Annotated in this window: 17 protein-coding genes and 1 tRNA gene; 10 read left to right on the top strand and 8 right to left on the bottom strand. The window is 62.2% G+C overall.

The genetic code is table 11. The features are described from left to right. From trpD to P7228_RS14155, 6 genes are read right to left on the bottom strand one after another with little or no spacing between them, the layout of a single operon-like run. Positions 1-993 carry an anthranilate phosphoribosyltransferase gene (gene trpD / locus P7228_RS14180; RefSeq protein ID WP_278015881.1) on the bottom strand — a complete coding sequence of 331 codons (993 nt, stop codon included), beginning with the start codon at positions 991-993 and terminating at the stop codon, positions 1-3. Then, positions 990-1,574, bottom strand: a complete 585-nt coding sequence (locus P7228_RS14175; RefSeq protein WP_278015880.1) for an anthranilate synthase component II — start codon at positions 1,572-1,574, stop codon at positions 990-992. The genes trpD and P7228_RS14175 overlap by 4 nt, the downstream gene beginning before the upstream one ends. 51 nt (positions 1,575-1,625) lie before the next feature. Next, entirely contained in the window at positions 1,626-2,585 is a 960-nt protein-coding gene (gene pip, locus P7228_RS14170) for a prolyl aminopeptidase (protein ID WP_278015879.1), read from the bottom strand. Beyond that, positions 2,585-3,406 carry a phosphodiester glycosidase family protein gene (locus P7228_RS14165; RefSeq protein ID WP_278015878.1) on the bottom strand — a complete coding sequence of 274 codons (822 nt, stop codon included), beginning with the start codon at positions 3,404-3,406 and terminating at the stop codon, positions 2,585-2,587. Before P7228_RS14165 ends, pip begins: the two co-directional genes overlap by 1 nt. Continuing rightward, a complete protein-coding gene (gene trpE, locus P7228_RS14160; RefSeq protein WP_278017779.1) occupies positions 3,403-4,902 on the bottom strand; it encodes an anthranilate synthase component I in 1,500 nt (499 codons plus the stop codon). Before trpE ends, P7228_RS14165 begins: the two co-directional genes overlap by 4 nt. Before the next feature lie 22 nt (positions 4,903-4,924). After that, complete coding sequence (locus tag P7228_RS14155) at positions 4,925-6,859, bottom strand: peptidylprolyl isomerase (RefSeq protein ID WP_278015877.1); 1,935 nt, start codon at positions 6,857-6,859, stop codon at positions 4,925-4,927. Positions 6,860-7,051: 192 nt separating this feature from the next. On the opposite strand from P7228_RS14155, the gene tpiA reads away from it, so the two are divergent. The 3 genes from tpiA to pyrG all read left to right on the top strand — a co-directional run bounded on the left by tpiA (position 7,052) and on the right by pyrG (position 10,026). Continuing rightward, the gene (tpiA, locus tag P7228_RS14150) at positions 7,052-7,813 is read left to right on the top strand and encodes a triose-phosphate isomerase (protein ID WP_278015876.1); all 762 of its coding nucleotides are present in this window, start codon (positions 7,052-7,054) and stop codon (positions 7,811-7,813) included. 84 nt (positions 7,814-7,897) lie between these two features. Beyond that, positions 7,898-8,299 (top strand): preprotein translocase subunit SecG, encoded by a 402-nt coding sequence (secG, locus tag P7228_RS14145; protein WP_278015875.1) that lies wholly within the window; start codon positions 7,898-7,900, stop codon positions 8,297-8,299. Between the two features lie 92 nt (positions 8,300-8,391). After that, positions 8,392-10,026 (top strand): CTP synthase, encoded by a 1,635-nt coding sequence (gene pyrG / locus P7228_RS14140; protein WP_278015874.1) that lies wholly within the window; start codon positions 8,392-8,394, stop codon positions 10,024-10,026. Positions 10,027-10,385: 359 nt separating this feature from the next. On the opposite strand, the gene P7228_RS14135 is transcribed toward pyrG, so the two are convergent. Continuing rightward, on the bottom strand, positions 10,386-10,856 hold the full coding sequence (locus tag P7228_RS14135) for an Hsp20 family protein (RefSeq protein ID WP_278015873.1): 471 nt from the start codon (positions 10,854-10,856) through the stop codon (positions 10,386-10,388). A gap of 176 nt (positions 10,857-11,032) precedes the next feature. Between P7228_RS14135 and grxC the strand changes: the two genes are divergently transcribed. The 4 genes from grxC (at position 11,033) to P7228_RS14115 (ending at position 12,722) form a co-directional block, all read left to right on the top strand. Beyond that, positions 11,033-11,296, top strand: a complete 264-nt coding sequence (grxC, locus tag P7228_RS14130) for a glutaredoxin 3 (RefSeq protein WP_278015872.1) — start codon at positions 11,033-11,035, stop codon at positions 11,294-11,296. A 9-nt stretch (positions 11,297-11,305) separates the two neighbouring features. Beyond that, entirely contained in the window at positions 11,306-12,124 is an 819-nt protein-coding gene (locus P7228_RS14125; protein WP_278015871.1) for a carbon-nitrogen hydrolase family protein, read from the top strand. A gap of 9 nt (positions 12,125-12,133) precedes the next feature. Further along, entirely contained in the window at positions 12,134-12,607 is a 474-nt protein-coding gene (locus tag P7228_RS14120; RefSeq protein WP_278015870.1) for a DUF1178 family protein, read from the top strand. A gap of 38 nt (positions 12,608-12,645) precedes the next feature. Further along, a tRNA-Arg gene (locus tag P7228_RS14115) sits at positions 12,646-12,722 on the top strand. A gap of 142 nt (positions 12,723-12,864) precedes the next feature. Here P7228_RS14115 and P7228_RS14110 read toward each other — a convergent pair. After that, on the bottom strand, positions 12,865-13,716 hold the full coding sequence (locus P7228_RS14110; protein ID WP_278015869.1) for a mechanosensitive ion channel family protein: 852 nt from the start codon (positions 13,714-13,716) through the stop codon (positions 12,865-12,867). 141 nt (positions 13,717-13,857) lie between these two features. Between P7228_RS14110 and P7228_RS14105 the strand changes: the two genes are divergently transcribed. The 3 genes from P7228_RS14105 to pdhA all read left to right on the top strand — a co-directional run bounded on the left by P7228_RS14105 (position 13,858) and on the right by pdhA (position 16,630). Next, a complete protein-coding gene (locus P7228_RS14105) occupies positions 13,858-15,018 on the top strand; it encodes an acyl-CoA dehydrogenase family protein (RefSeq protein ID WP_278017778.1) in 1,161 nt (386 codons plus the stop codon). Positions 15,019-15,125: 107 nt separating this feature from the next. After that, the gene (locus P7228_RS14100; protein ID WP_278015868.1) at positions 15,126-15,404 is read left to right on the top strand and encodes an FtsB family cell division protein; all 279 of its coding nucleotides are present in this window, start codon (positions 15,126-15,128) and stop codon (positions 15,402-15,404) included. Positions 15,405-15,556: 152 nt separating this feature from the next. Further along, positions 15,557-16,630 carry a pyruvate dehydrogenase (acetyl-transferring) E1 component subunit alpha gene (gene pdhA, locus P7228_RS14095; protein ID WP_278015867.1) on the top strand — a complete coding sequence of 358 codons (1,074 nt, stop codon included), beginning with the start codon at positions 15,557-15,559 and terminating at the stop codon, positions 16,628-16,630. Positions 16,631-16,632: the final 2 nt, after the last annotated feature.

Raw genomic sequence — 16,632 nt, 5'->3', positions numbered from 1 at the left:
TTATGCGGCCATTTCGATCCAGCGCGCCAGCAGGCTTTCGGCGGCGCCGCTGTCAATCGCCTCGCCCGCGCGGTTGGCAAGCTCTGCCCAGTCTCCAGAGTCTCCGGCGACCATCAGGGTTGCTGCAGCGTTGAAGCAGACCGCGTCGCGATAGGGGCCGGGCGCTCCGCCCAGCAGGGCTTTGAGCGCGGCCGCATTGTGTTTCGCATCCCCACCGCGGATCGCCTCGATGGGCGCCTGCGGCAAGCCTGCCATAGAAGCATCCAACCGGCGCATCTCGAAATCATTGCCGACGACATCGGCCAGCTCGTTGCCACCTGCGAGGCTCAGCTCGTCGAGTCCTTCGTCGCCTGACGCGATAAAGGTGCGTTCGGTGCCGAGCTTGGCCTTGGCCTCGGCATAGATCGGGACGTAGCCGGGGCGGGCGATTCCGATAAGCTGGCGCTTTACCTCGGCAGGGTTCGACAGTGGCCCCATCAGGTTGAAGATCGTGCGCTTGCCCAGCTTCTGGCGAATGGGTTGGATGCGCCCCATCGCCGGGTGGTGGTTCTTGGCGAAGAGGAAACAGATGCCGATTTCGGCCAATGTCCTTTCCGCCGTCCGGCCGGCGGCCTCCATATCGAGGCCCAGCGCCTCGAGCGTATCGGCGGCGCCCGATTTGGACGAGGCTGCACGGTTGCCATGCTTGGCGACCGGAATGCCGCAGGCAGCAACCACCAGGCTGACCGCGGTCGAAACGTTGAGCGTGTGGTGACCGTCGCCGCCGGTGCCGCAGCAATCGACCGCGTTGTCCGGAGCCTCGATAGGGATCAGGCGTGCGCGGAGCGCTCGTGCGGCTCCGGCGATCTCGTCGGCGGTTTCGCTGCGCTCGGTCATGGCAAGCAGGAAACGCGCAATCTCTTCGTCGCTCGCCTCGCCATCGAGTATCCAGCCGAAGACTTCCTCGGCCTCTTGCTCGTTCATGTGCGGAACGGCGAGCGGCAGCGTCTTCATGCGGGTACCCCGGCGTCGAGCCCGCACAGCCTGAGGAAGTTCGCCAGCAGGGCATGCCCGTGTTCGGTGGCGATACTCTCCGGGTGGAATTGGACGCCGTGAATAGGCAACTCGCGGTGGCGGAAGCCCATCGTGTAGCCGTCGTCCGAAGCGGCGTTGACCAGCAAATCTTCAGGCTGATCCTGCACTACCAGGCTGTGATAGCGCGTTGCGGTGAAGGGCGAGGGGAGGCCCTCGAAAACGCCGGTGCCGTCATGGGTGACCGGCGAGGTCTTGCCGTGCATCAGGCCGCCACGCTCGACCCGCCCGCCGAAATGCTGGCCGATCGACTGGTGGCCGAGGCATACGCCGAGCAGCGGTTTGCCTGCATCCGCGCAGGCGGCAACAAGATCGAGGCTGATGCCGGCCTCATTGGGTGTGCAGGGGCCGGGCGAAATCAGGAAGCCCGCGGCGTTGGTGCGCAGAGCGTCTGCCGCGCTCATCGCATCGTTGCGCTCGACCCGCACCTCTGCGCCCAGCTCCATCAGGTAATGGACGAGGTTGAAGGTGAAGCTGTCGTAATTGTCGATGACGAGGATCATGGTTCCAGCGCCTTTGCCGCTGGGGACCGGCGGATCAAGAGAGTTTTGCTATCAGCCACTCTTGCCGGCAAACCTGTCGGTGGCCCGCACCAAACCGTCGGTGAGGCCCGGCTCGGTGTAGAGATGCCCCGCATCGGGCACGATCTGCAGCTCGACTTCGGGCCAGGCCTTCTTGAGATCATAGGCCGCCGCGGGCGGCGTGCAGCAGTCGTGACGACCCTGCACGATCACCCCGGGAATGCCCTTGAGCCGATGGGCATTGGCGAGCAGCTGGCCCTCTTCCAGCCAGCACTTGTGGCGGAAATAGTGGTTCTCGATCCGTGCGATGGCGAGCGAATTCTCGCCCATCGCGGTCTCTTCGATCATCGCCTCATCAGGCAGCAGTGTGACGGTGTTGCTCTCCCACCGGTTCCATAGCTCCGCTGCCTTGCGTTGGGTGGTCTCATCGCCGGTATTGAGCAGGCGGTGATAGGCTTCGGTCAGGTCGCCGCGCTCCCCCTCGGGCACGAATTCGACCAGGGCTTCCCACGCTTCGGGATAGAGTTCGCTCGCGCCGTATTTCATCAGCCAGTCGAGTTCGGTCTGACGCGAGAGGAAAATGCCGCGCAGCACCAGTTCGGTCACGCGTTCGGGATGGGTCTGGGCATAGGACAGCGCCAGCGACGAGCCCCAGCTCCCGCCGAAAACCATCCAGCGCTCGTGGCCACACATTGCGCGCAGCTTTTCGATATCGTCGACGATGTCCCAAGTTGTGTTGTTGTCGAGGCATGCAAATGGCGTCGAACGCCCGCAGCCGCGCTGATCGAACAGCATTATGTCGTAAAGCTCAGGGTCGAACTGGCGACGCTGTCCGGGGCTGCATCCCGCGCCCGGGCCGCCGTGCAGGAACACGACCGGCTTGGCCCCCGGCGTGCCGCACCTTTCCCAGTAGAGGACATGCCCGTCGCCGACGTCGAGCATGCCGCTGTCGTAAGGTTCGAGCTCCGGATAAAGGCCGCGTTCGTACTGCATCACTTCTCTTTGTTGGTCACGACGATCATCGGGCCGATCCGGGCGCCACTGTCGATTCGCTCGGCCAGCGGATCCCATAGCGACGATACGGTTCCGTCGAGATACAGGGCATTGGCGATCTTGAGCTCGTCGCGGAAATAGCGCGCCAGTTGCCCGAAACTGACCGGACCTTCGGTGATGACGAAATGCGCGTGACCTTCGGCATCGATCCCGACCCCGTTGCGCACCGTTTTGGACGGCCCATCGTCCTGGAATTGCGGATGCAGCTTCCCGTTGATCAGGAGCATCGGCCCTGATTGCGTTCCAAACCTGGGGCGGTCGCCGACCGTTCGGAAGAAGTCGTCGCTGGTCTTGATTTCCCACTTTCCGTTGGTGCCGTAAAAGACGCCATTCGGCTTCATGTGGAAATTGCCGGTGCCGTCGGCGAGGTTGAGTTCCTTCAACCGTTCGGCGTCTTCGACGTAATAGCCGATCGGTTTGCCATCTTCACCGTACATGCCGGCATTGACAGCGAACGCGACATTGACCGCTTCTTCGCCCAAGGATTCGCCATAGGCGCGCAGCGAGCGGAATGGATCGCCCTCCGCGTTGCCCAGAACGGTCTTGATCGCATGCTTGGCAGGATCGGCAACGCAGTGGGTGTAAGGAACATCTTCGAAGATCGTCACGCTGCAGGGCGACTTGGCCTTGCGGGCGGCCTTCATCTCCTGCGAGCCCTTGCCGATCTCGGTGCGAACGACAGGCTCGCCGCCTTGCTGCATGTCGCAGGCGGCCAACAACAGAAACGCTGCGCCGAGAAATGCTGCCGAACCGAATTTCACTGACCATACCTCGCTTCGCTGGCCACGCGGGCAGCTTCGCGCGCTGCCGCGATCAGCGCTCCCGCCTTGGCCTTGCATTCATTGAGTTCGTAATCGGGATCGCTGTCGGCAACGATCCCGGCGCCGGCCTGAACATGCATGGTGCCGTCCTTGACCACCGCCGTTCGCAGGACGATGCAGCTGTCGACCGAACCGTCGGGCGCGAAATATCCAACCCCGCCTGCGTAGGCACCGCGCGTTTCGGGCTCTAGCTCGGCGATGATCTCGCACGCCCTGATCTTCGGCGCGCCGGAAACGGTGCCCGCCGGGAAACCGGCGAACAAAGCATCGAGCGCATCGCAATCCTTGGCCAGTCTGCCCACGACATTGCTGACGATGTGCATCACGTGGCTGTAGCGCTCGATCGTGAAGCTATCGGTGACCTCGACCGTACCGCGCGCGGCAACGCGCCCGACATCGTTGCGGCCCAGGTCGAGCAGCATGAGATGCTCGGCGCGCTCCTTGGGATCGGCCAGCAGGCTTGCCTCGTTGGCGCGATCTTCATCGGCAGTGGCACCGCGCGGCCGCGTCCCGGCTATTGGGCGGATAGTGACTTCGCCATTGCGCACGCGAACCAGGATTTCCGGGCTCGAACCGACCACGGCAAAACCGGGCAGGTCGAGAAAATAAAGAAAGGGCGACGGATTCACCCGGCGCAGCGCGCGATAGAGGTCAAAGGGCGGCAAGGGGAAGGGGCAGGTGAAACGCTGCGCAAGCACGACCTGGAAGATGTCGCCCGCGACGATGTACTCCTTCGCCCTTGCGACGAGTGCCTTGTAATCGTCGGCGGCTAGCACGGGCTCCAGCGCCATTTCCGGCAGCGCGCCATCGCGGGTCGCGACCGGCGCCGCCTGGGTAAGCGTGCGCAAGACTTCGTCGATCCGCTCGCCCGCGCGCAGGATCGCAGCCGCAGGGTCAGAGGCTTCCCAAACGGGTGCGATGCAGAACAGTTCATTGGTAAGCCCGTCGAACACGAGGATCAGCGTCGGACGCACAAACAGCATGTCGGGCAGATCCAGCGCGCTTTGGGGCGCACGCGGCAGGTCTTCGACCAGACCGATCGTCTCATAGCCGAAGTATCCGACCAGGCATGCGAGCGCAGGCGGAAGTGCGTCGGGGACATCGATCCGGCAGTCCTCAGCCAGCTGTCGAAGTTCGGCCAGACTGTCATTCGCGCAGGCGACGAAAGCCTCGCGATCATGCCTCCACGAACGATTGACCTGTGCAGATGCCCCAGAGGCACGGAACACCAGATCGGGATCGAGGCCCAGCAGGCTGTAGCGCCCGCGCACTTCACCGCCCTCTACCGATTCGAGCAGGAAGTCGCCGCGGCCCGGCTCGATCAGTTTGGCTGCGGCGCCCACCGGTGTTTCGGTGTCGGCGATGACCCGCCGCCAGACGAGCGCCGGCCGGCCGTCACCTAGCTGGCGTTCGGCACTCTCGGCATTCTCTGGCAGGTATGCGTCCAGGGTGGCCTCGTCAGCTCTCGCCGGTCAACTGCTTGCGAACCGCGTCGATCGCGGCGTCGTTACGCTCGACGCCCAGCTCATTGCGCATGGCAGCAACCATCTGGTCGGCCAGCTCGTCACCCAGTGCGCTGCGGAGGTCGTTCTTGGTGGCTGCCACCAGCGGATCGTCGGCGGCAATCGGCTGCACGACGATGTCGTCCAGATCGACGATGAACCAGCCCACATCGTTATTGGCCTCAAGCTTCTTGGTGGTCCCTTCAGCCATGCTGAACAACAATGCCATCGGGGCAGGGATCTGCTGTGAGCGAGCGGCCAGTTCCTGCCGGTCGAGGTTGATCGCTTCGACGGGAGGGAGCGAGGCCTTTTCCTGCCGCAGCGCGGCGGCAACGGTATCGCCCTTCTTCACCCGAGCAAGGACCCGGTCGGCGGCTTCACGCGACTTCTTGGCGCCTTCCGAAAGTCGCCACGCCAAGGTGAGGTCATCCTTGATCTCGTTAAGCGGCGCAGTGGCCGAGGGCGTGATTTCGCCAACTTCGAAGACGATGAACTGCTGGCCGCGCACGACTTCGGCGAGCTGTGGTTCGCCCTCTTCCATCTGGAAGGCAGTGTCGAGCGTCGGGCGAAGCACTTCCGGAGTGCCGCTGTTGGGCTGGCCGTAGATGCGCCCATCGGCAGTCAGAGCCGGGGTCGTCTGTAATTGGAGGTCAAAGGCCTTGGCGATATCGCTGAGCGAGGCCCCGCTGTCGATTTCCTCCTCGATCTCGGCGCTGAAGTCCGACAATGCACGGGCCCGTTTTTCTGTGGTCAGCCGTTCGCGAATCTCCGGGGTTACCTGCGCGAGCGTGCGCGCTGCCTTGGTATCGATCGCATCGACGCGCGCGACGTGCCAGCCGAGCGCACTCCGCGCAGGCGCCGCAATACTCCCTCGATCGGCCGAGAAAATGGCGCCGGCGACGGCGGCATTGGCGGTTTCCGTCAGTTCCGCCCGGGTTACCGGCCCGATGCTGGTGGTGCTGAACCCGGCTTCACGGGCAAGCGATTCCAACGTGGCGCCGGCCTGCGCGCGGGTGCGCATGGAATTGGCGGCCTGCTGCGTCGGGACGATCAGCTGGGTCACGCGGCGGGTTTCGCTGGCCGCATATTGTGCCTTGTCGCGCTCGTAACGCGCTGCAATCTCAGCATTGGTGGGTGCGATCCGGCTCTCGACGATGCCCGCGTCGAAGCCGATGTACCGCAGTGTCCGCCGTTCGGGGCGGATGAAGCGCGAACGCGCCGTCTCGTAGAAGCTCCTCAGCTGCGCATCGGTTGGATCGCCGCTGGGCATGAATGCCTGGCTGGGCAGGAATCCAATCGAGCCCTGGCGGCGCTCGCGCAGGAGCGAGGCATACCGGCGCGCAACCTTGTCGGGCATGGTGGTGCCGATCAGCGTCGGAGCAACGAGCTGCTGGGCGAGCAAGCTGCCGCCCAGTTCCTCACGCACCATGGCATCGGTCAACCCCTGGTTGCGGATGGCTGCCTGATATGTGGCCTGGTCGAAATTCCCGTCAGGACCACGGAACGCGCCGATCTGCAGCAATTCGCTGTTGATTAGATTGTCGCCCGCACGAAGCCCGTATTCGAGCGCGTATTCGCCGATCGCGTAGCGGTCGATCAGCCGGGTCAGCACACTCTCAAGGCCATCATTCTCGACAAAGGCCTTCATGCTGAGGGTCGGATTCTGCTGCCTGACCTGGTCGAGTGCATTGGTGGTTGCGCGCGCCAGTTCGGCAGTGCCGATCTTGGAATCGCCGACCACCGCGACCCGGTCGCCACCGGCAACGCCGCCGAAGGTCGCATTGCCCGAGACGTCCATACTGGCGAAGGCCAGGCCGATCAGGCCCACGAAAGCGATGGTGATGGCAAGGCCGATCTTCGAATTGAAGAACCTGCGGAAGAACGTGATCATGAAAGAGGTCGATTCCGAAACGCGATGAAACAGGGGAGGGCGGTTAGCCCGAGCTGTGCGCTTTATCGGCCCTGCGACCTCCCCGCAACAGTTTGCCAAGGGTTTTGACTGGATAGCCAAGGTCGGCTAGCGGACGCGCCCCCGCCATCCCTATATGCGGGCGAGATTCGCAAGTTACTTCAGGAAATGTGCATGGCCCAGCGGCCCTATATCGTCGGTAATTGGAAGATGAACGGCAATCGCGCGATGCTTTCCGAAGCGCGCGCCATCGATCGTGCCGCCCAGCGCCACATGAAAACCGAGGTCGCGATCGCGCCTCCTTACACGCTCATTCACGCCGTGCACCGCGAAGCCGAACAGATCGCCGTCGGGGCGCAGGACTGCCATCCGGGCGAGGAAGGCGCGCATACCGGCGATATTTCGGCGACGATGCTGGCCGATGCGGGTGCGAAGTTCGTCATCCTGGGCCACAGCGAACGCCGCACGGCGCACGCCGAAAGCAACGAGCTGGTGCGCGAAAAGGCCGAATCCGTGCTTGCAGCAGGCATGCGCGTGATCATGTGCTGCGGCGAAGACGAGAAAACGCGCGATGCCGGCAAGGCCGAGAAGTTCGTGCTAGGCCAATTGCGCGCCTCGCTTCCCGAGTTCCAGAACGCAGCCGAGCAATTGACGGTTGCCTACGAACCGATTTGGGCGATTGGCACCGGCAAGACCGCGACGGTCGAAGACATCGAAGCGATGCACAAGGCCATCCGTGGCCTGCTCGTCGAGCTTTTCGGCGAAGAGCAGGGCGGCGAAGTCCGCATCCTTTATGGCGGTTCGGTCAAGCCCGAGAATGCCCGCGAGATACTGGGTGCGGCCGAGGTCGGCGGCGCGTTGGTTGGCGGCGCAAGCCTCACGGCCGACAGCTTCATGGGCATCGCCCTTGCCGCTGGCGAAGCTGCCGAGGGCTGATACCGCCCCTATCCGCAGACCTTGTGCAACAGGGCCCTCGGCCCTAAATGCGCTGCAACCGAATTCTGACAAAGTAGATCACCAATGTCGCTCTTCCTGTTCCTTACCGTTCTCCAGGCAATCGTTGCCGCCGCTCTGGTCGGAGTCGTGCTCATGCAGCGATCGGAAGGCGGCGGCCTCGGGATCGGCGGCAGCCCGGGTGGCTTGATGGGCGCGCGCGGCGCGGCCGATTTCCTCACGCGGACGACCAAGTGGCTCGCGGTGGCTTTCGTCATTCTCTCGATTGCGCTCGCTGCGGTCGCGGTCGAAACCACCGGCACCAGCGAAGTGAGCACCACGCTCGATCGCGCCGTTGCCCCGGCCGATCCGCTCGGCGGCGCACTGGGTGGCGATCCGTTGGGCGAGGCTCAGGCCCCGGCGGAAGAACCCGCTCCGGCGCAGGAGCCCGCCCAGGCGGATGATCCGCTCGCCGGCGCGACCGAATAAGCCCAATTCGCCGACACACTTGTGGATTGCGGCATTCCCGCAATCCTTATCGCTTGCATCCGATCCCCAACAAGGCTTAAGGCCCAACTCCCATGGCGCGGTACATTTTCATCACCGGCGGCGTGGTCTCATCGCTCGGCAAAGGTCTCATGGCAGCATCGCTTGCTGCCCTCCTTCAGGCGCGTGGATACAAGGTCCGCATCCGCAAGTTCGATCCCTATCTGAATGTCGATCCGGGCACGATGAGCCCCTATCAGCACGGCGAGGTCTATGTCACCGATGACGGTGCGGAGACCGATCTCGACCTCGGCCATTACGAGCGTTTCACCGGGGTCTCGGCCCGGCAGAGCGACAATATCACCTCAGGTCGAGTGTATCGCGACATCATCGCGAAGGAACGTCGCGGCGATTATCTCGGCGCGACCGTGCAGGTGATCCCGCACGTCACCGACGCGATCAAGGAATTCGCGCTCGACGATCAGGACGACCACGATTTCATCCTGTGCGAAATTGGCGGGACAGTGGGCGACATCGAATCGCTGCCCTTCATGGAAGCGATTCGCCAGCTTAGAAATGAGCTCGAACCTGACCAGACCGTCTCGGTTCACGTCACGCTGGTGCCATATATCGCGGCTGCGGGCGAACTGAAGACGAAGCCGACGCAGCACTCGGTCCGTGAATTGGCGAGCCTCGGCATCAAGCCCGATATCCTGCTGTGCCGGTGCGAGCACCCGCTGCCGGAGGGCGAGCGGCGCAAGATCGCGCAGTTCTGTAACGTTCGGGCCGAGGCGGTAATTCCCGCACTCGACGCGCCGTCGATCTATTCGGTACCGCAGCAATACCATGCCGAGGGGCTCGACGCCGAGGTGCTGCGCTCGTTCGGGATCAAGGACGCGCCGGAGCCCGATCTTGCCAGCTGGGAAGATGTCACCGATCGCTATTTCAATCCCGAAGGGGAAGTGACGATTGGCGTGGTTGGCAAATATGTCGGACTGCCCGATGCCTACAAGTCGCTCAACGAGGCGCTGATCCACGGTGGTCTGGCCAATCGGGTGAAGGTCAATATCCGCTGGATCGATGCGGAAATTTTTGAAGGCGACGAGGCCGATATCGCGTCGAAACTGGAGCCGATGCACGGAATTCTCGTGCCGGGTGGTTTCGGCGAGCGTGGTAGTGAAGGGAAGATCTCGAGCGTTCGCTTCGCGCGCGAGCGCAAGGTCCCGTTCTTCGGCATCTGCCTCGGCATGCAGATGGCATGTATCGAGGCGGCGCGTTCTGCCGGCTACGGCAAGGCCAGCTCTACAGAGTTTGGCGAAACCTCCGAGCCGGTGGTGGGGATCATCACCGAATGGATGAGCGAGGAAGGGCTGCAGAAGCGTGAGGCCGGTGGCGATCTCGGCGGAACCATGCGGCTCGGCGCCTATGATGCCAAGCTGTCGGCGAACAGCCATGTGTCGCAGATCTATGGTGGAGCGACGACCATCTCGGAACGCCACCGCCATCGCTACGAGGTCAATGGTGCCTATATCGATCCACTCGAGAAGGATGGCTTGGTATTCTCGGGCATGTCGCCGGACGGACTGCTGCCTGAAATTGTCGAGCGCCCCGATCATCCGTGGTTCGTCGGAGTGCAGTTTCACCCCGAGCTGAAATCGAAGCCCTTCGATCCGCACCCACTTTTTGCCGGGTTCATTTCAGCTGCGCTTGAGCAATCTCGCCTGGTGTGATCAGCGTGCGATAGGCCGCTTGTTTGGCTGCTCTGGGGCGACTTGAAGCGCGCAGACGTCCGAAAATTTTTTTGTCGGATTTGTACAATTTTTCGATTTTACGCTTGCGCCGGTGGTCGGAATAGACTTACCCACGGCTTGTATCCCTTAAGTTTTTCTCAAGGGGGGCAGGGTGGCACGAAAATATTGCCCAAATCTCTTGGATTGGCGTTGGCCGATCCTGCTGGGCTCGACCCGGGATTGACCGTCTTCTGCGACCCGGACGGTGAATCCCGGTCGAGGCGACTTAAAGGTCGCGGGGGCGGATTGCGATCCGCCCCCACATTATTTCAGCCTTGGAAGAATCTCAGCTACGCGCCTCAGGCAGCGTCGGCTTCGTCGTCCTTGGTCGTTACTGCCTTGAGAGTCGGCTGACCATTCACCGAAATCTTTTTCGGCTTCATCGCCTCCGGAATCTCGCGGACGAGGTCGATAACGAGCAGTCCGTCGGCCAGGTCGGCGCTTTCGACACGCACGTAGTCAGCCAGTTCGAAGCGACGTTCGAAGCCGCGGTTGGCGATGCCGACATGCAGCATCTCACCCTGCGGCGCATCGTCTTCGCGCTTCTTGCCCTGGATGACGAGCAGGTTCTGCTGGGCTGTGATATCGAGGTCTTGCGGACGGAAACCGGCAAGCGCCAGCGTGATGCGATATTCGTCATCACCGCGGCGTTCGATATTGAAAGGGGGATAGTTGTCGCCATTGTTGCGGACCTGGTTTTCCATCAGGTCGAACAGGCGATCAAAACCGACGGTCGTGCGACGGTAAGGGGTGAAATCGAGTCTGGACATCGAAACAAATCCTCTTCTGAGCAATTTGAACTAAGGTGGGACCTGCCGGCGGCAGCGCCCCGCTTGTGTCGATCAGCCCCGGATGGCGGCCGTCGACGATACTGATTTAGGAGCGCATAGACGCTTTTCAAGCCGGTTCGGCGATGCCAATCGGACAGCCAGAAGAAGGGATTCGCATGGGTCAGCCGAAGATCGACATCTATACCAAGTTTGGGTGCGGATTTTGTTTTCGCGCCAAGCGCCTGCTCGATTCAAAGGGGGCAGACTACAACGAGTTCGATATCACCATGGGTGGCCCCAAGCGCGACGAGATGCTCGAGCGTGCTCCGCTGGCGCGCACCGTGCCGCAGATCTTCATCGGAGAGACCCATGTCGGCGGGTCCGACGAATTGCATGAACTCGAGAGCGCGGGCAAGCTCGACGTATTGCTGGCTGGATAAGCCGCACCGATGACGCGTATCGCCGTCCTTCAGATGACCACGGGCATCGAACCCGCCGCCAATGCGAAGCGGATCGTCCGGGCCATCGAGGACGCGGGCGACCGCAAGGCGGCGATGCTATTCACGCCCGAAATGTCCGGCCTGCTAGATCGTGACCGCGAGCGAGCAGGGCCCAATATAGTCCCCGAGAGCGAGAACGAGGTGTTGTCCGCAGTGCGGGAAGCTGCGGTGAGCAACGGGATATGGGTGTGCCTGGGCTCGCTTGCCGTGGCGCGCGAGGATGGACGCTGGGCCAATCGCAGCTTTGTCATTTCCCCCGATGGGGGCATCGCGGCACGCTATGACAAGATCCATATGTTCGATGTCGAATTGTCGACCGGCGAAAGCTGGCGGGAAAGTTCCGCCTACCAGCCGGGCGAAAGCGTGTCAGTCGTAGAAGATACTCCGCTGGGCAGGCTCGGACTAACGGTCTGCTACGATCTGCGTTTTCCCGCGCTGTTCGAATTGCTGGGCCAGGCGAAATGCGATGCCATCGCCATTCCTGCCGCCTTTACCGTGCCGACCGGGAAAGCTCACTGGCACGTGCTACAACGCGCGCGGGCCATTGAGGCGAGCGCTTTCGTGATCGCTGCGGCGCAGGTGGGCAGGCATGAGGACGGTCGCGAAACCTATGGCCATAGCCTGGTCATAGACCCGTGGGGCGAGGTGCTTCTCGACATGGGCGGCGAGGGGACCGGCCTCGGCTTTGTCGATCTCGATCTGTCACGGACCGCGGAGGTTCGGGCGCAATTGCCAAGCCTTGCCAACAAGCGGCAAATCGCCACATAGGCAGGTGAAATGATCGTTTACGACCTCTCTTGTGACCAAGGCCATCGCTTCGAAGGCTGGTTCGGCAGTTCATCGGACTTTGCCGATCAGCAGGCGCGTGGCCTGGTTTGCTGCCCCGAATGCGGATCGCCTGCTGTGGACAAGGCGCCGATGGCACCCGCCGTCCCGGCGAAGGCAAACTCACGCCGGGAGGTTGCTCGCGCCAGCAGCGGCGAACAGCATCCCGTGTCTAACACGCCCATGCCGGCAGAGGTGCAAAAAGCGCTCGCCGCGCTTGCCGATGCTCAGGCCAAGGCGCTCAAGCAGAGCACCTGGGTGGGCGACAAGTTCGCGGAGCAGTCGCGCGCCATGCATTACGGCGAACGGGACGAGAAGCCGATCCACGGGCGGGCCAGCGCGGAAGAGGCGCGGGGATTGATCGACGAAGGGATCGCGGTCGCGCCGCTCCCGTTCCCCGTTTCACCGCCTGAAGAACTCAACTGATTGATTTAGGTGAATGCCGCCACTAAACGCGGCGGCGTGCGCCCGTAGCTCAGCAGGATAGAGCACCAGATTCCTAATCTGGGGGCCACAGGTTCGAATCCTGTCGGGCGCACCAGAAGCGGCCGTACCCTCGGGGTGCGGCCGTTTGTGTTGGGTCATGGCGCGATGCGAACTTCGGAATCGAGGCGCAGCCGAGATGAGCGAGCCCGGCAGGGCGAGAACAATCCTGTCGGGCGCACCAACTCTTCAATCAGGCGCTAGTCCTTGTCGCCGAGCGGCACCTTTTCCTTGAACGTGTGCGTCACGTAGGGGAACGGAATTTCGATCCCGGCCTGGTCGAGCGCGCTCTTGATCGCGCGGACAATCTTGTCGCGACTCTCATGGCCGGCGCGCGGGGTGGAACCGGCCCACCAGCGGACGAGGAAATCGACCGAACTCGAGTTGAACTCGCTGGCGAAGACATCGATGCCCTTGTCGACATCGACCGCGTCGACGGTCTCCACCGCCTTGCGGATCACTTCGGCCGCCTTGTCGAGATTGGTGTCATAGGACACGCCGACCACGACTGTGTGGCATCGTTGCTCGACATCGGTCAGGATTTCGACGGGGTTCTTGAACAGGATTGAGTTGGGCACGATCGTCAATTCACCCGAAGCAGCGCGAACGTGCGTTTCACGCAGGGTTATGTGTTCGACCTTGCCGTCGATCCCCTCGCATTCGATGACGTCCCCGATGCGCATCTTCTCGCGCAGCATGATGAGGACGCCCGCGAGGAAGTTCTCGAAGATATCCTGGAAGGCAAAGCCGATCGCGACCGCACCGATGCCGAGCCCGGCTACGAGCCCTCCGACCGTCATCCCTGGGAACACGATGATTGCAGCGATGAAGATCCCGATCAGCCAGACGCCCAGCTTCACCAGTGTCTCGATGAGGTTGCGGAGTGACGGGCGAATCTCGGTCTTGCCGACCAGGGCATCGGAAATCTTGACCGCGAAACTTGCGACGATGCCTGTCACCATCAGGATGATGAGCCCGATCGCGATGCTCGGGATCGCCTCGACAAAGGCGTACCACATCGTGCTGAGCTGGTTGTCGATGGTTTGCATCATGGTGCTGAATTTCCCCCGTTTCGATTCTGAACGGCATTGGCGGCGACATGGTTCCGCCCGTCCGCCTCGAGCCTATCAGTTGCAAAGGTAGACTTGTCCGATCCTCTCCGGCAAGCATCGCGGCGAAATCGAGGGGTAATGATGAACGAAAGCGAAGAACTGGCCGAAATTCGCCGCGCGGTGCGAGCGCTGTGTGAGGAGTTTCCCGGTGAGTATTGGCGCGAGAAGGATCGCACGCGCGACTATCCGGCCGAGTTTGTCGATGCGCTGACCCGTTCGGGGTTTCTTGCAGCCTTGATACCGGAGGAATTCGGGGGGAGCGGGCTCAAGCTCGATGCGGCCGCCGTGATCATGGAGGAGATCCAGGCGTCCGGCTGCAACGGCGCAAGCGCCCACGCGCAGATGTACATCATGAATACGCTGCTTCGCTATGGCAGCGACGAACAGAAAGCGACCTACCTGCCAGGCATCGCCAGCGGCGAATTGCGCCTCCAGGCGTTCGGAGTGTCGGAACCGACCAGCGGGACCGATACGCTTTCGCTCAAGACGCGCGCGGTACGCGATGGCGATCACTTCGTCGTCAACGGCCAGAAGATCTGGACCAGCCGTGCAGAATACTCCGACCTGATGCTCCTCCTCGCCCGCACCACCCCGCGCGACCAGGTCCAGAGCAAGACCGAGGGCTTGTCGATCTTCCTCGTCGACATGCGCGAGGCGCGCGAGGCAGGTGGCCTGACCATCAAACCGATCCGCACGATGATGAACCACTCCACGACCGAGGTGTTCTTCGACGACATGCGCATTCCCGCGAGCGCGCTGATCGGCGAGGAAGGGAAGGGCTTCCGCTACATTCTTTCGGGCATGAACGCCGAACGCATCCTGATCGCGGCCGAGTGTATTGGTGATGCCAAGTGGTTCATCGAAAAGGCGAGCGGCTATGCCAGGGACCGTCAGGTCTTCAATCGACCGATCGGCCAGAACCAGGGCGTGCAATTTCCGATCGCTCGTTGCTATGCGCAGATGCGCGCGGCTGAACTCATGGTCCACCATGCAGCGCGGGTTTACGACGAAGGTGGCAATCCGGGCGAAGAAGCCAATATGGCCAAGCTGCTCGCCAGCGAAGCAAGCTGGGCCGCTGCGGACATGTGCGTGCAGACCTTTGGCGGGTTCGGATTCGCAGAGGAATACGACGTCGAACGCAAGTTCCGCGAGGCGCGGCTCTACACGGTGGCGCCGATCTCGACCAATCTGATCCTGTCCTATCTGTCCGAGCATGTGCTCGGACTGCCTCGCTCCTACTAGATTCGATCGGATATGTTCGAGAAACCGCTTGAATCTGCGGGTTAACTATGATTCTGTGGCGTTCGGACGAGGTTCGGGGATCAATGCGTAAACCACCCAAGGAGCAAATGAGGCAGGCACTGGCCCTTGGCGGCCTGCTTCTGCTCACGGGATTTGCGATTGCCGGACCGACCGGCCTGCTTGCCTGGAGCGAAAATTCCAAGCTGCTCGACCAGCGACATGCGCAGATCGCGCAGCTCTCGCATGAGCGGGACGAACTGCGCAATCTCGTCGACGGACTCGACCCCGAAGCTGCCGATCCCGACCTTGTGGGCGAGCTCTTGCGGCGCAACCTCAACGTCGTGCACCCGGATGAGGTGGTGATCACCATCGACGAGCAAGAATAGCGCTGCGCGCTTCTCCTTTTTACGACCCGAAGAATTCCAAGATTTCGTATGCAGCATGGTCGGTTGACGTTGCGTCATCCGTAAGCTTGCTACTATAGGGCCAGCGGCCTCAACACTCCCCGGGGGCCTCGAACAGACAAGAGGATACGAGCTTGGCCAAAGCGTCGAAAAAGCCTGCGAAGGTAACGCCAGCAGCGGACAATCCGGAATTTGTGCTGCATTCACTGCAGGAGCAGCACGAGAAGAATCCGCGCTACGACGCGAGCACCGACGAGATGCTCAAGTTCTACGAGCAGATGCTGTTGATCCGCCGGTTCGAGGAGAAGGCTGGCCAGCTATACGGCCTCGGGCTGATTGGCGGTTTCTGCCACCTCTACATCGGTCAGGAAGCAGTTGCGATCGGCCTGCAGAGCGCGCTCGATAATGATCGCGACAGCGTGATCACCGGCTACCGCGACCATGGCCACATGCTCGCCTATGGCATCGATCCCAACGTGATCATGGCCGAACTGACCGGACGCCAGGCCGGAATATCGAAGGGCAAGGGCGGGTCGATGCACATGTTCTCGACCGAGCACAAATTCTACGGCGGACATGGCATCGTGGGTGCACAGGTCTCGCTGGGCGGTGGCCTCGCGCTCGCGCACAAGTACAATGAAGATGGAGGTCTGTGCCTCGCCTATTTCGGCGATGGTGCATCGAACCAGGGCCAGGTCTACGAGACTTTCAACATGGCTGCGCTGTGGAACCTGCCGATCGTCTTCGTGATCGAGAACAACCAGTACGCCATGGGTACCGCGGTCAAGCGCAGCTCGGCCGAAACCGAATTCCACCGCCGCGGTACAGCGTTCCGCATCCCCGGGATGGATGTGAACGGCATGGATGTGCTCGAGGTACGTCAGGCGGCGGAGATCGCGTTCAAGCACGTCCGCGATGGCGGCGGTCCGGTGCTGATGGAATGCAATACCTATCGCTATCGCGGGCATTCGATGTCCGACCCGGCGAAATACCGCAGCCGTGAGGAAGTGCAGGACGTGCGCGAACACAAGGATCCGATCGAGGGCCTGAAGAAAGTGCTGCTCGAGAAGGGCAAGACCGAGGACGAGTTGAAGGCCATCGACAAGGCAATTCGTGCCCGCGTAGCCGAAAGCGCCGACTTTGCCGAAAGCTCGCCTGAGCCGGAGCCGTCTGAACTCTACACCGATGTTCTGGTGGGGGAGTACTGAGC

Source organism: Altererythrobacter sp. CAU 1644 (genome assembly GCF_029623755.1).
In the GTDB taxonomy this organism is placed as follows: Bacteria; Pseudomonadota; Alphaproteobacteria; order Sphingomonadales; family Sphingomonadaceae; genus Erythrobacter; species Erythrobacter arenosus.
This window is presented reverse-complemented; position numbering and strand designations above follow the sequence as displayed.

Excerpts from the sequence above, each read along its gene's own strand:
- trpD (WP_278015881.1), bottom strand. The coding sequence starts at position 993 with ATGAAGACGCTGCCGCTCGCCGTTCCGCACATGAACGAGCAAGAGGCC.
- P7228_RS14175 (WP_278015880.1), bottom strand. The coding sequence starts at position 1,574 with ATGATCCTCGTCATCGACAATTACGACAGCTTCACCTTCAACCTCGTC.
- pip (WP_278015879.1), bottom strand. The coding sequence starts at position 2,585 with ATGCAGTACGAACGCGGCCTTTATCCGGAGCTCGAACCTTACGACAGC.
- P7228_RS14155 (WP_278015877.1), bottom strand. The coding sequence starts at position 6,859 with ATGATCACGTTCTTCCGCAGGTTCTTCAATTCGAAGATCGGCCTTGCC.
- tpiA (WP_278015876.1), top strand. The coding sequence starts at position 7,052 with ATGGCCCAGCGGCCCTATATCGTCGGTAATTGGAAGATGAACGGCAAT.
- secG (WP_278015875.1), top strand. The coding sequence starts at position 7,898 with ATGTCGCTCTTCCTGTTCCTTACCGTTCTCCAGGCAATCGTTGCCGCC.
- pyrG (WP_278015874.1), top strand. The coding sequence starts at position 8,392 with ATGGCGCGGTACATTTTCATCACCGGCGGCGTGGTCTCATCGCTCGGC.
- P7228_RS14135 (WP_278015873.1), bottom strand. The coding sequence starts at position 10,856 with ATGTCCAGACTCGATTTCACCCCTTACCGTCGCACGACCGTCGGTTTT.
- grxC (WP_278015872.1), top strand. The coding sequence starts at position 11,033 with ATGGGTCAGCCGAAGATCGACATCTATACCAAGTTTGGGTGCGGATTT.
- P7228_RS14125 (WP_278015871.1), top strand. The coding sequence starts at position 11,306 with ATGACGCGTATCGCCGTCCTTCAGATGACCACGGGCATCGAACCCGCC.
- P7228_RS14120 (WP_278015870.1), top strand. The coding sequence starts at position 12,134 with ATGATCGTTTACGACCTCTCTTGTGACCAAGGCCATCGCTTCGAAGGC.
- P7228_RS14110 (WP_278015869.1), bottom strand. The coding sequence starts at position 13,716 with ATGATGCAAACCATCGACAACCAGCTCAGCACGATGTGGTACGCCTTT.
- P7228_RS14105 (WP_278017778.1), top strand. The coding sequence starts at position 13,858 with ATGAACGAAAGCGAAGAACTGGCCGAAATTCGCCGCGCGGTGCGAGCG.
- P7228_RS14100 (WP_278015868.1), top strand. The coding sequence starts at position 15,126 with ATGAGGCAGGCACTGGCCCTTGGCGGCCTGCTTCTGCTCACGGGATTT.